Consider the following 13,576-nt stretch of genomic DNA (forward strand, 5'->3'; position numbering starts at 1 on the left):
CCATGCAGCCGATTATTTTTTTATTTTTGATTTGTAGAAGCTCCTATTCTCCAATGCAAAGATCCTAGGTGTAAACGCTCCTTCTTCTGTAGCTTTTATCGCTTTTTCCATCGTATTCATACGTGCATCCAGGTTATCGATCAAGCTGAGCACTTCTGCTTCCGGAATCATCGGAAGCACTGGAGAACCAAATTCATATGCCCCATGATGAGAAAGGATCATATGTCGCAATAAGGTCACTTCCTCGCTGTCTTCTAGATGCAGATCCGCTGCTATTTTAGCAACCTCAGCCTGAAACATGGAGATATGTCCTAACAATCGTCCCTGCGTCGTATAGCTAGGCACGATAGGACCGCTCAGTTCCTGCAGTTTGCCCAGATCATGCAGAAATACACCGCTAATTAAAAGATCCCGATTTAGTAAAGCGTATTGATCACAGATCTTTTCAGCTAATTGCATCATGCCTAATACATGGGTTGCTAATCCTCCCACAAAATCATGATGATTTTTTGTGGCTGCAGGATATTCATAAAATGCATTTTGATAACGCTCATAGATGGTCCAAATCAATGACTGCAATGTCGTATTAGTCATTTTCTGCAGTCGCTCTTCAATTTCTGTTCGTAGCTCTTGTACTGCTAATGGACCTTCCTGTGCAAAATCGCGGGCATCCACATTTTCATCAACAATTGTCAACTGTTTAATGCGAAACTGCAATTGATGATTATGACTCAACACATCTCCGCTTGCATCTACGATCATACCAGCCTGATAGAGGTCCAATGCATCTGCCGGCACATTCCAATATTTTGCATCCATCGTTCCGCTTTTGTCTTGCAGCACAAAAGAAAGATAGGGAGCACCTTTTGCCGTCACGCCGCGATTGCGGCTGCTTAATAGGACACGCAACGTTGCTCGATCTCCATCTACTAATTCACGTAACAATTTATTCATCGTCATTCCACTCCTGTTCTTGCAACTTCTTTCGGATAGCATCCAGACCAAATCCTTTACGTACACCATATTCCATGATTTTCTGTTGCAAACGGCCCCCGCTATATTTAGAAGCATATAATCGCATTGCTTTTGCAATCATTTTTTCTAAAGCGCCATTCTCTTCTTCTTCATCCAGATCAATCTGATCTACAGCCTTTCTTGCAATTTCACCACTGTAGCCTTGTGCAATCAGTTTTGATACGATCATTTGACGTTTCATCTTTCGCGAACGATCCTTGATCGTCAATTTAAGGCGCTGTGCCATAGCGACAGCTCGCTCTTCTTCTTGCTCGTCTTTAAAATCAGCAACTGCAGATAAGGCTGTTTCTCGATCGATTCCCTTTTTTTGAAGTGTTCGCAGAATTTTTTCACGCCCATATCCTAGAGACGCATAATACTGTGCTTTCTCTTCAGCATATCGTTCATCATTTAAAAACCCACGTTCTTTTAGATCTTCGATGATCGCATCCGCCGTTTGTGTATCCAGCTCTTTATTATGGACCAAATACTTGCGCATTTCCTGACAGGTATAATCTTTGCCCGCCACTTTTCGAATTGCGCTCCGTGTTGCCTTGATCTTCTTCTGCTGTTCCTGCAAAGAGAGGACATAACCTGCATCCAGATAACGATGCAAAGTGATCTGATAATTGAAATAGTCCTCCATCGTCATGTAAAGGCGCAGGGGTTCCCTTTGGGAATCATTTTCCAAAGTAACTTTTACGACATCGTCCAAGATACGGATCTTGGTCACTTCATAATCTTCTCGATATTCATCGATCACATTTTGGTAAACGACCTCTACATTATGGGCAAAAGCATGGATATCATACTGTTTGCTGCGGCGGATAGCTTCTTCCCTCATTGCTGTTTTCTGTGCTTCAGCAAGGGAAAAATAAAAATCTGCTTTCTTTGCAAATTCTTCTGGAGAAGTAAAGTAATAACCGGAAACCCCTTCTTCAATCAGTTTTTCCAAAACTTCATCCGGTCTGGCTAATAAAGGAAGACCGCTGGCTAATGCCTCGATAAACGTCATTCCCTGTGTTTCCGATGTAGATGCGCTGGCAAATAACTGACTGATCTGATAATAAGCAGGAACTTCGGTTGCTGCAACAGGGCCAGTAAATATGATGCGATCGGCTACTCCTTCCGCTTCTGCTTGTTTCTTCAGATCTTCTAATGAAGGGCCTCCACCGACAATCATGACCTTTGCATGCGGTGTTTGCAAATATTTTGCTCCGCTAATGATCAAATCAATACTTTTCTCTGCCGCAATGCGGCCCAAATAAATGATCAAAGGTGTTTGTGCATCGATGCCATAGCGCTTACGAATCTCTTCCCTTTTGCTTTCCTCCACATTCGCATAGTCAAAACTGTCCAGATCTAATCCGGTCGGAATGACGTAAATCGGCTTCTGCACGCCGTAAGTTAATAATTTTTCTTTTGTTTTCTCGCTGGGCGCGATGATTCCCGATACCGAATTACACAACATGCGTGATAAAGAATAGATAGCTTTCTTACTGATTTTTTCTACGCTGTTCAGATCGAACACATTCACATAATGAGTATAGTCTTCATACAATGTATGATAGGTATACACTACCGGGATATGCAGCGTATGTGCCAGGATCCTGCCAAAAATACCTACCGTAAATTCTTGCTGCACATGAATGACATCCAGGTGCAGGGCTTCTATCTCACGCTTTACTTCAAAATGATACGGCGTACTTAAAGTATATCCATATAATTTTTTCAGCTCCACACCCGGCAAGCGCAAAACATTCCCCTCCCAATGTGCATGTAGTGAGTTTTTCTGGCCTGTTATGATATATACTTCATGACCTGCTGCCTGCAAACCATGTTCTAAAGTCACGACTGAGGAAACGACGCCATTGATATCAGGTGTATATGTATCCGTAAAAATACCGATCCTCATAGGATATCCTCCTTTGGTAAAATATCTTCTTTTGCTTGTTTTTTATCATAATACCGTTTGCTGATAATGAATACAACAGCACCAAAAATCATGACCAGATGATAAGTAGAAAAGCGCCACAAGATCATGATGGCTCCGGTACTGGATGAAAACAGTGTCCCAAACAATAAAGCAAATACCATCTCTGTGCCGCCGCTGGCACCAGGAATGGGAATAAAACTATTTGCCATCATGACAAAGCTCGACAAAGCAATTACATCGATCAATTGTGCGATTTCCAAATGAATTCCCATCATCAATGCAATGAAAAATGGCAATGAGAACTGCAATGTCATTCGTATCACGTTGATTCCCGCTGTCTCCAGTATCAATTTTTTATCTTTAGTCAATTTTTTGATTTCGGTTGTAAAACTGGTTAACTGCAAGTTCCAGCTGGCCAATGTTTCCTTTCGGTTTTTTACGATATGCAGATGTGCCAGTAAATTTACGACAAAACCGCTTAACCGTACATATACTTTTGGAAACAATGCCATTGTATATAATGCACAGATAACGATCGCATTGATCAGATAACCTAATAAGATCAGATTAAACCATGCATTTTGCGCGCTATATTGCGTAAAACGTAACAAAAACAAAATGGTGACATAAATCATCATCGTCGTCTGGTAAACGATAAAATCAGCCCATAAGATCGATGCTCCGTCGCTTACCTTGATGCCCTGTTTTTTCATGATATATGCCTGTGCGAATTGTCCTCCGGTTGCACTGGGTGTGATACCCGAAAAAAATGTACCTACAAAAGCGACGACAGCACCATGGATAAAGCGATATCCTTTCCGATATCGTTTGCCAAATACTTGGTAGATCCAGCCAATTACCAGAGTATAGATGATGCCCCATACCATGATGATCAGCAAGTAATACCATTTGATATTTGCAATCAAATGCAAAACTTCCTCATAATTATCTTTTACGGCAAACCATACCGCACCGACGGTGATCACAAGGATCAAAAGCAAATTTAATGCATATTTTTTTCCTTGCTTCATAGCATCACCTGCTCCCTCTTTGTTTACTTTTTCTTTGGTTGATGTTCCTTATATACCTTTGTATAAAAATCCCGCCAAATTTGCAGTACATGTTCTTTACTATAAAACTGCGCAATTTTCTTTGACTCCTGCTGCCATTTTTTATACTCTTGCGGATCCGCTTTTAACGTTCGTAAAGCACGAACAAACTGGGCATTGTCTTTTCCTTTCACATAATGATGGAATAAGATGTCTTCATATAATTCTAAATCTCGCAAAACCAATGGCCGCCCTACATTGACTGCTTCTAGAATAGACATAGGAAACAGTTCATTGTAAGAAGGCATGAATAAAACATCCGCAATGTTAAAAATATCATTCATCTGTGAACGTGGAATGATATCCAAAAATTTTACATTTGCGGGTGGATTTTCCATGACTTGTGTTAATTCACGATATCCATCCGTAATAACTCCAAATGAAAAACCTCCAGCCCACAAAAACGTAATATCCGGCATTTGTTTTGCTACTTCAACAAAATCTAAAACACCTTTGCGTGTCTGCACCTGTCCCACTCCAAGTACGACAAAAGCATCTTCTGCAATTCCATACTGTCTTCGCAGAGCCGCCTGATCTTCCTTATTTTTTTCAAAAAACTGTTCATTGCTGACATAATTGGGAATGTACACCATCTTATTTTTATCAATATGGTAACGTTCCAATTCTTTCATAAAAATTGGATTTACAACGATCAAATAATCCGCGCTGCGGTAAAACGATGTTACATATTTCTTAAACACGCCAAAAAAAGCCTTTGGTATCTTGATGCTGCCATCTAAAGTATCCGGCAGAAAATGACAATATGCCACATTAGCTGCTTTCGATGTTTTCATTTTTACAAAAAAATTAGGATTGATCGTATGAAAATGATTGATATCGGCTTTACAGTGTGCATTGATACGCACATCAAATAAATCCGAAGCGCCTTCTTTCACTAACTGTACTTGTTCTTCATAAGCGCTACCAACACCTTGCCCGGCTACTTTATCAGCAGTGGACAACATATTGATGATAATTCGATTATCCAATTTAAATTCCTCCCTATGCTGATCCATACTAGATCGAACATCTTGACTCTTATTCATTATAACAATTCCTTTCTATTATAGCAATTCATCCCTATGAAATCACCCTTTGTGACAAAAAGGAAAGGATACATAAAAAAAACAGTGGTCTATGACTCACTGTTACGAAATGTAATTTCACCTGTTTCAGGATTCATGCTTTCTACGATAGCCAATGATTCCACTCGATAACCTTTTGAGCGTAAACGGTCGCCGCCTTCCTGAAATCCTTTTTCAACTGCAATTCCGATTCCTTCTACTGTTCCTTTTGCTTGATTTACTAAATCAATCAATCCTTCCAATGCACAACCATTTGCCAAAAAATCATCAATGATCATGACATGATCTTCTGCATTGAGATATTGTTTGGACACAACCACATTGTTATCACAATTATGTGTATAAGAATGAATGACTGTACTATATACATCATCTGAAATATTACTAGATTTCGATTTTTTTGCAAATACCACCGGTACATTTAAATGCAGTCCGGCAATGATTGCAATTCCGATACCGCTTGCTTCAATCGTCAAGATCTTATTGATCGGTGTTCCTTCATATAGACGCTTGAACTCTTTTCCCATTTCATAAAAGAACGGAACATCCATTTGATGATTCAAAAAACTGTCGACCTTTAAAACATTGCCTTCTTTTACTACACCATCCTTACGGATACGATCTTCCAATAACTTCATACACTCTTCTCCTTTATGTAACAGATATTATAGCAGATTAAAATATATTTTCTATCAAAAATTCAAACATTTTAATTTATTTCAGAATCAGTGAAAGATAGCATTCATCCAAATATCTGTATTACTTCTTATCATCTCATAACACAACCCCGCTTCTGTTCATTATCTCTCTTTATCAAGCACATTTAATAGCTGTCATCCAAAATTATCTTATACTATTGCAGGATATGAACAAAAAATATCTTCTAATGCAAAGAGTAAATAGTTTCTTCTTGCACAATTAATGTTTTTTATGTAGCTTTTCAAATTCCCCTTTTATACTAAGTATTTCTTTTTTATTAATAAGATAGTACCTTACAAACAGAAACGTACAGTAAGATAATAAGCAATCCATAAATTTAAGAATTTCTCTTTTAATAACACTTTCAAATTTATCAAAAAAAGATGTCTTTTTAATAACACAGAAAACATCTGTACATACATATCACGCGATAATATTAATTAACAAAGTATCTTAATTACAATGATGATATAATTATTTTTCTAAAAATGTCAGCAATGCTTGACATCCTTGCATGATCTGCTCATAAGTGATATCAAAATCTCCAGTATACCAAGGATCATCGATCTCTTTGGGGAACTCTGTAAAATCGAGTATACGACGTATCTTTTGTTTTGGATCCCCTCCAGCAATACGCAGCATATTGCGTATGTTGACACTTTCCATCCCAATCAACAAGTCATAGTTTTCATAATCTTGTTTTGTCATCTGTCTCGCACGATGATCATCAAACGGTATCCCCATCTCTCTTAGTTTTTTCTTTGTACCATAATGTATACTATTACCAATTTCTTCCCGGCTGGTTGCGGCAGAATCCACCGTTATTTTATCCGAAAGACCTGCTTCATTTATTAAATATTGCATCACATATTGAGCCATTGGGCTCCTGCAGATATTGCCGTGGCAAACGAAAAGTATCTTTATCATATCCAAAATCTCCTTTAAAAAACTCACTTTATTTAATGTAATCCATACTCTGGAATACCTCAATAGAGGTATTTATACTGATGATTCTATAACTATACATAACTCTGCTTATTTTATCAACCGTTTATGGCGCACCCGAAGGATTTATGATAGACAGTTTGAATGATACAACGTATTTTCTCGTATGGAACTCTAACAGGGTCTCTCTTTCATCCTCAAATAAAAATATGCCTCTCACTCAAAACATCCATGCTCATCATAAAACAAAAGGATTGCTTTATTTGTAATCCGTCTATTTTGCAGCGCATCTCCTGTATCTCTATTTATTCTTGCAAGATGTTTGGTCTGCACGTACCTGTATACGATCATTCGATAAAAATAGGATACTTTATCTGTCGTGTCAAAAGAGACAATTATGAAAATAAAAGGCTAAATGACATCTCATTCTGTACTGGCATATACTTCAAAAAATTTTTAAAATTACTTTAACAAAATCGCTCTTACGATCATCTTGATGATTGACACCTGAATGAACTGATATTTCTATCCTTCACGATAGGATTCAAGTTATATATACAAATCCTTCTTGCAAAATGCCGCTGTACCGATGGAATAAAATACAAAAGCAGCCATCAGTAAAAATATAATTTTCAACAAGACATTGCTTTCAAACGCAATCAGTTCATTTGGATCAAAAAGGGTAAAAATAGATAGATATTTCATATATCCTATACCGCTACCTGCACTTGCAAGCATTTGAAACACATACATGATGGTTGGTATGCCCGCACCAAACAGCACGCTAAATTTCGTTTCTGAAAAAATACAAGAAGCACCAAAGCAAATTCCTCCAATTGAGAAATGCAAAAAAAGCAGGCCCAAATTTAGGATCATCAATTCAGAAAATTGCAGCTGTCCTGGAAATAATATTTGTGCAACGACAATTTCCACTACTGTAGTGTAAGCAATTAAGATTATGATTCCGCTAACGAGAACCGACAATTGTGTCATTGCAATTGTACGCCGCTTGATCGGTGCACCAACCAAATATACCATCGAACCTGTATCGATATATTTTGCCACTAATCCATGTCCTCGCAAAATGCTGAATAACATAGGAAATATGAGCAAAATAAAACCATAGAGATAAGAAACCATAAATCCTAACAGATCTGCAGCTCCAGATGTCATCCCAACTGCTGCCATTATTTCCGGCATTGCTTCTATAAAGCTGTCTAGCATCTCCATTGTTGCAGGATTATAAAGACTTATGATGCAGGAGACATACATTGTTATGATTGCACCAAAAATAAGAAGAAGTTTGATGCTGACTTTCATTTCTCTTTTATATAATGCCCAATTAATCATCCTTATCCCCTCCATAGTAACTCATAAAGATGTCTTCTAAGTTCAGTTTAGCCGATACAGTAACACACAGGCCATCCTGAATACCATCAAAATCTTTTGCAAAATCTTTTGCTAACTGTTCTGTTTGGAGGTTCACGCTATAGGAACGAAGATGTTGTTTCCGCAATGATTCTACTGTGTCCACTGTGACCATCCGTCCATGGCGAATCATCCCTATCCGATCACAAGTGCGTTCTACTTCCTCAAAGATATGGCTGGATAAAATAATCGTTTTTCCGCGTTTCTTCTCTTCTTTTATGAGATCCACAAATTTATTTTGCATCAAAGGATCTAATCCGCTAGTAGGTTCATCAAGAATAAGAACTTGGGGATCATGCATAAATGCAGCAACGATTGCTAATTTTTGTTTTGTACCTTTGCTCATTTTCTTGATTTTCATATTCGGATTCAGTTCAAATCGTTTTAACAGCTCCTGCTGGCGGCTTTTCTTAGCAATGCTGCGATACTGCTCGATAAATCTCAAAAAGTCTGTCCCGCTCATATCTTCAAAAAATGATGTTTCCCCGGGGACATAGCCAATCTTTTTTTGTACTTGATCTCTTTTATCCCAACAATCCAGATTTTCAATTTCACACGCACCGGTTTGCGGTTTAAGAAATCCCATAAGATGACGAATAACAGTCGTTTTCCCAGCTCCATTAGGTCCAAGAAACCCAAATGCTTCTCCTTGTTCGATCGAAAAGGAAACATCAAAGACCCCCTTATCATTGCCATAATCTCGAGTCAATTTTTTAACCACAATCATGCTCATGCGTGATCCTCCTTTTATCATTCCTATCCAAAACAGCTCTTCTTCTCATATTCCCTATTGAAACGATCAGTATCCCAAATCTTCTTTCACTAATATGATTTCATATTCACCAGACATCGGTTTTTCCCATAACACTGCCAAACCTCTGCAGATACGCTGCGGACTTTTACAATCATAACAGCGGTCCGCCTTGATCGCACAAGGGGTATCCACGCCTAAACGTTTTGCATTTTTCGGAGCAGCAATATTTCTAGCACGATACAATGCATGTTCATAGTCTGCTTCGATCTTATTCATTCCAATGACCAGATACACTTTTTTGTGCCCATAAAATATAGATGCAACCCGATTGCAGGTTCCATCGATGTTTACAATTTCCCCGTTTTGTGAAACAGCATTGACAGAAGAAAGATAAATGTCAGCCGTAGAAGCTTTTTTTCTCAGTTCATCTATTGACATTCCTTTTCCTGCACGATGATGCCAATAGACTTTATTATGTTTGATCAAACGATCATAGATCCCTATTTGATCCAATGTCACAGAGCCAGCAAAGCCTACGCTTTGTTGATCGATCACAGAATCCAAATAATCTGCTGCCTCGCTCCCTGTATCAAAACAATGTACCTCATAACCTAATGCATGCAAGTTGTGTTCTAACCTTATCATGTCTATCATATACGAATTCCCGCCCTTTCTTCTTTTAGTATAACATGCATGATTAAAAAACCGCTGAATCTTTCAGCGGTCACATCTACTATTTGTCATGATCAATCTTCTTCTGGCAATATCAAACGGGAGATAGATAAGGCAATATCCATATATCCTTTTCTTTTTCCTTGAGGAATCTGGCGATACGCATCAATCAATTTTGATTCATCTTTATTCAGATAAATAGCAGCTTGATCTTCTTTTAAACAGAACACTTGATCTAAACTGATTTCTAAGATGACTGCCATCCGTGCCATCACATCATACGATGGTGCAATCTTGCCGCTTGCATAATCGGAAATTGTTCGCTGAGATACACCAATTGCACTTCCTAATTGTTCTTGTGTAATCCCTTTTCTGCGCATCTGTGTTGCTATTGCATTTGCTAAACGCTTGCCGTAATCTTTCTTATCCATAATACCTCTCATTTACGAGTATTATAAGACAGCTTTCCTCTAGAAATTATTTATTAGTGGTGCATCCACTAAATCAGTAAAATAGTGGTTATTCTGTCCTGTTATTTTTTTGATATATGCTATAATAGACAAAAATATAAAGGAGGCGACGAAATATGATCGATGGTCATGTTCATTTAGAAAATGGAGATCTCAGTGTAGAATATGCGATGCAGTTCGTACATGCAGCAGTGGAAAAAGGTATTGATACCCTGCAAATATTAGATCACACTCACCGTTTTATCGAATTTTCACCTATGTATGATGGAGTACGTCATAGTTCTGCTTTACAAGCAGAGTGGCTGATGAAAAAAATAAAAGATCCCATTTCAAAATATCATCAACTCATCGAAGAGATGAAACAAATGGATCTTCCGATTCAAGTGCGTTTTGGTTTAGAAGTATGCTATACACCTCAATCAGAAGATTTTTTAAGAGAAATCCTGTCCCAATATCCTTATGACTTTTTAGTCGGCAGTGTACACTCCATTGATGGAATTCTTTATGATATGCCTTTTTCAAAAGAATTGCTTTGGGACGTGCAAGATCCAGATCAAATTTACAAACGATATTACACGTTAGTGGAACAGGCTATGCAAAGTTCTCTCTTTACACAGATTGGTCATCCGGATACCATCAAGCTGTTCGATATCTATCCATCTTATGATCTCATGCCTACATATACACATTTAGCAAAACTCGCGGCACAAAAAGGGATCCAGATGGAAAATAATACCGGTTGTTATTATCGTTACCACACAAAAGATATAGGGTTAAGTGATGATTTCATACGGGCTTTGATCAAGGAAAAAGCAAACATCATTACCGCATCCGATGCGCATTATCCCGATCATGTTGGCAATTATATAAAAGAAGCTACTCAACATATACAGGAAATAAAAAATCAATATTCATTTATTTCATAATGCTGAAATTGCAGACGGCGCTCTACAGGAATTTTTCCTTGCAGATAAATGCCATCTGCTTTTTCTTTACGATCATAGACAGCAACATAATGATAAAAGGATGAAAGCAGCTGCTGTTGATCATATGGGAATTTCCATTGCAAAGATAAACTATCTTGCCACTGTTTTTGATCTAAAGCTTCTAATAACAATTCCATCCCTTCATTCTGTAATGCACTAAGAAATAACTTATCCTCTTTTTGTTCGATCACAAGATCCTTGCAGCGATCTATTTTATTATAAATTTCCAAAGAAGGAACATCTCCACAGTGAATACGGCGCAGCGTTTCGATCGTCACTTTTCTTTTTTCTGCAAACTGCGGATCACTGGCATCGATGACGTGCAACAGTAAATCTGCATCCATTGCTTCTTTTAAGGTCGCATCAAATGCATCTAATAAAGCATCCGGCATCTGTTCTAAAAAACCGACCGTATCGCTTAATAAAAAAGGAGTATGTCCTTTCACATGGATCAAACGCACATTCGTATCTAAAGTAGCGAACAGCATATCCTTTTCCAATACCTTTTTTTCTGTTTTTTGATTGCTCATTTCTAATAAACGATTGAGGATCGTAGATTTTCCCGCATTCGTATAGCCAATCAGAGCTATTTTTTTCAATATGCTTTGTTGTCGTGAGCGCCGCTGTGTTTGTTTTTTGGATTGGATCTGTTTCAATTCCTGACGCAAAGAGCGAATCTGTTTCTGCAACAGTCGTTTATCCAGCGCAAGTTGCTGTTCCCCTTTTCCTTTATTTCTGCCGCCTGCTTGCCGGCTCCAATGATCAGAGGAATGAATCAAACGTGGAAGTGCATATTGACATAGTGCCATCTGCACTTGAATCCTCGCTTCCTTCGTTCTTGCCCGGCGCTCAAATATCTGCAAGATCAGTTCGGTTCGGTCAATGACCGTGCAAGAAAGCGCCTTTTCTAAATGGTGCAATTGAGAGGGAGTGCATTCATGCAATAAAACAACTGCTTGTACATTCATCTCTTCTATTCGTTCTTTGATTTCCAGCAAACGTCCGCTTCCAAAATAAGTAGCAGGATGCCTTGTTGTCATTTTTTGCGATATCCGATCCACCACTTCCATATCACAAGCGTTTGACAACCCTTCTAATTCTTCCATCTGTCGTTGAAAATCCATATTATTCTGTTCCCAGACACCTGCAATCAATACACGTTGTTTCATTCCGCATACCTCTCATTTCTTATTTTATTATATCGAATCTGATGATAATGTCTATACACAACTATTTTTATACATAGAATGAAATGAGGTGAAACCCATGGCAATTAAAATATTTATAGACGCAGGCCATAATCCCGGATCGATCAATGCAGGTGCAGTTGTAAACGGCATTGAAGAACAATCCATTAATTATACAGTAACTGCAATGTTAGCAGAACTATTAGAAAGTGATTGTCGATTCGCTGTTCGTATATCCAGAATGTTTCCGCAACAAGTAATTGGAACTGATACAGCTTCTTCTCTTTCTCAACGAGTGGAAATGGCAAATGCATGGAAAGCAGACTACTTCTTTTCCATTCATTGCAACTACAATAATGATCCAAATATAAATGGCAGTGAAATTTACGTTTATGCACAAAATTCAATTGCGTGGCAAATGGCAAACACGATATTGCCCATCTTATGTTTGAATGCAGGTACCAAAGATCATCGCGTACGAACGAATCCTGCTCTTTATGTATTACGGAAGACCACAATGCCAGCTTTGTTGTTTGAACTTGGCTATATGACAAATACAGAGGATCTAGACAAATTAGTTTCTGATCCCTTTGCATTTGCTTATGGTATATATAATGGTCTCTTATATTATTTTTTACATGTCAATACGATCAATTACTCATGTTTTTGACCATGTAAAGAATTTCTCAAAATCTTCTCATAAAACAAAAAAAGCCTTTATCCAAGGCTTAATTTATTTATTGGTGACGCGTACGGGATTCGAACCCGTGAATGCATGCGTGAAAGGCATGTGAGTTAACCGTTTCTCCAACGCGCCGTGTATATTAAACTCGGTTACTTCCCGAGTGCTGTTATATATTAACATAAGCATATATCTTTGGCAAGCATTTTTTTAAACTTTTTTAATTTTTTTCACTTTTTTTAAGGCAGGCAGAAAATCAAAGGTTTTCTGCCTGTCTTATTGTTTAATAGCATAAGCGATCGCATACGCTCTTTCATGTGCAATCGATACTTCTATTCCCTGCAGAGAACATACGGGTGCTCCCTGGCTGTCTTGTAACACTTCTACATCTAATAAAGTAAGCTCTTTGACACCATGCATTGCTTTGATGATCGCTTCTTTTGCCGCAAAACGCCCAGCCAACCATTCGGCGCGGCGTTTTCCTTTCAGCTGCAAGAAGATTGCCTGTTCATTCTCAGTCAAAAAATTAGGAAAACCTTTTGACCTTTCTAACGCTCGCTGGACACGGGCAATCTCTACGATATCACATCCGATTTTCATGTGATCTCT

The 13,576-nt window shown here is 38.2% G+C and carries 14 protein-coding genes and 1 tRNA gene; 2 read left to right on the top strand and 13 right to left on the bottom strand.

Going from position 1 to position 13,576, the window contains the following annotated elements:
- Positions 1 to 12: 12 nt before the first annotated feature.
- The 10 genes from BQ9859_RS09365 to BQ9859_RS09410 all read right to left on the bottom strand — a co-directional run bounded on the left by BQ9859_RS09365 (position 13) and on the right by BQ9859_RS09410 (position 10,073).
- Entirely contained in the window at positions 13 to 954 is a 942-nt protein-coding gene (locus tag BQ9859_RS09365) for a 3'-5' exoribonuclease YhaM family protein (RefSeq protein WP_075877911.1), read from the bottom strand.
- Positions 947 to 2,929 carry a RecX family transcriptional regulator gene (locus tag BQ9859_RS09370; protein WP_075877912.1) on the bottom strand — a complete coding sequence of 661 codons (1,983 nt, stop codon included), beginning with the start codon at positions 2,927 to 2,929 and terminating at the stop codon, positions 947 to 949. The genes BQ9859_RS09365 and BQ9859_RS09370 overlap by 8 nt, the downstream gene beginning before the upstream one ends.
- Positions 2,926 to 3,981 (bottom strand): lysylphosphatidylglycerol synthase transmembrane domain-containing protein, encoded by a 1,056-nt coding sequence (locus BQ9859_RS09375; RefSeq protein ID WP_075877913.1) that lies wholly within the window; start codon positions 3,979 to 3,981, stop codon positions 2,926 to 2,928. Before BQ9859_RS09375 ends, BQ9859_RS09370 begins: the two co-directional genes overlap by 4 nt.
- A gap of 23 nt (positions 3,982 to 4,004) precedes the next feature.
- On the bottom strand, positions 4,005 to 5,105 hold the full coding sequence (locus BQ9859_RS09380) for a glycosyltransferase family 4 protein (RefSeq protein ID WP_235846424.1): 1,101 nt from the start codon (positions 5,103 to 5,105) through the stop codon (positions 4,005 to 4,007).
- A gap of 89 nt (positions 5,106 to 5,194) precedes the next feature.
- The gene (locus BQ9859_RS09385; protein ID WP_075877914.1) at positions 5,195 to 5,782 is read right to left on the bottom strand and encodes a xanthine phosphoribosyltransferase; all 588 of its coding nucleotides are present in this window, start codon (positions 5,780 to 5,782) and stop codon (positions 5,195 to 5,197) included.
- Between the two features lie 535 nt (positions 5,783 to 6,317).
- Positions 6,318 to 6,770: a low molecular weight protein-tyrosine-phosphatase gene (locus tag BQ9859_RS09390; protein WP_202613478.1), complete on the bottom strand. Its 453-nt coding sequence runs from the start codon at positions 6,768 to 6,770 to the stop codon at positions 6,318 to 6,320.
- Positions 6,771 to 7,337: 567 nt separating this feature from the next.
- Positions 7,338 to 8,138, bottom strand: a complete 801-nt coding sequence (locus BQ9859_RS09395; protein WP_075877916.1) for a hypothetical protein — start codon at positions 8,136 to 8,138, stop codon at positions 7,338 to 7,340.
- On the bottom strand, positions 8,131 to 8,949 hold the full coding sequence (locus tag BQ9859_RS09400) for an ABC transporter ATP-binding protein (protein WP_075877917.1): 819 nt from the start codon (positions 8,947 to 8,949) through the stop codon (positions 8,131 to 8,133). The genes BQ9859_RS09395 and BQ9859_RS09400 overlap by 8 nt, the downstream gene beginning before the upstream one ends.
- A 66-nt stretch (positions 8,950 to 9,015) precedes the next feature.
- On the bottom strand, positions 9,016 to 9,624 hold the full coding sequence (locus BQ9859_RS09405) for a lactate utilization protein (RefSeq protein ID WP_075877918.1): 609 nt from the start codon (positions 9,622 to 9,624) through the stop codon (positions 9,016 to 9,018).
- Between the two features lie 92 nt (positions 9,625 to 9,716).
- Positions 9,717 to 10,073: a helix-turn-helix domain-containing protein gene (locus BQ9859_RS09410; protein WP_075877919.1), complete on the bottom strand. Its 357-nt coding sequence runs from the start codon at positions 10,071 to 10,073 to the stop codon at positions 9,717 to 9,719.
- 155 nt (positions 10,074 to 10,228) lie between these two features.
- Between BQ9859_RS09410 and BQ9859_RS09415 the strand changes: the two genes are divergently transcribed.
- Complete coding sequence (locus BQ9859_RS09415; RefSeq protein WP_075877920.1) at positions 10,229 to 11,038, top strand: histidinol-phosphatase HisJ family protein; 810 nt, start codon at positions 10,229 to 10,231, stop codon at positions 11,036 to 11,038.
- Here the strand turns inward: BQ9859_RS09415 and hflX are convergent.
- On the bottom strand, positions 11,017 to 12,267 hold the full coding sequence (gene hflX, locus BQ9859_RS09420; protein ID WP_075877921.1) for a GTPase HflX: 1,251 nt from the start codon (positions 12,265 to 12,267) through the stop codon (positions 11,017 to 11,019). The two genes, BQ9859_RS09415 and hflX, sit on opposite strands and share 22 nt — an antisense overlap.
- A gap of 97 nt (positions 12,268 to 12,364) precedes the next feature.
- On the opposite strand from hflX, the gene BQ9859_RS09425 reads away from it, so the two are divergent.
- Positions 12,365 to 12,955, top strand: coding sequence for an N-acetylmuramoyl-L-alanine amidase family protein (locus tag BQ9859_RS09425; protein ID WP_075877922.1), 591 nt, complete (start codon positions 12,365 to 12,367; stop codon positions 12,953 to 12,955).
- A 71-nt stretch (positions 12,956 to 13,026) separates the two neighbouring features.
- Here BQ9859_RS09425 and BQ9859_RS09430 read toward each other — a convergent pair.
- Positions 13,027 to 13,102 (bottom strand) — tRNA-Glu (locus BQ9859_RS09430).
- 141 nt (positions 13,103 to 13,243) lie between these two features.
- The gene (gene acpS / locus BQ9859_RS09435; RefSeq protein WP_075877923.1) at positions 13,244 to 13,567 is read right to left on the bottom strand and encodes a holo-ACP synthase; all 324 of its coding nucleotides are present in this window, start codon (positions 13,565 to 13,567) and stop codon (positions 13,244 to 13,246) included.
- Positions 13,568 to 13,576 lie beyond the last annotated feature (9 nt).

It is taken from the genome of Merdibacter massiliensis (genome assembly GCF_900155395.1).
Taxonomy (GTDB): Bacteria; Bacillota_I; Bacilli_A; order Erysipelotrichales; family Erysipelotrichaceae; genus Merdibacter; species Merdibacter massiliensis.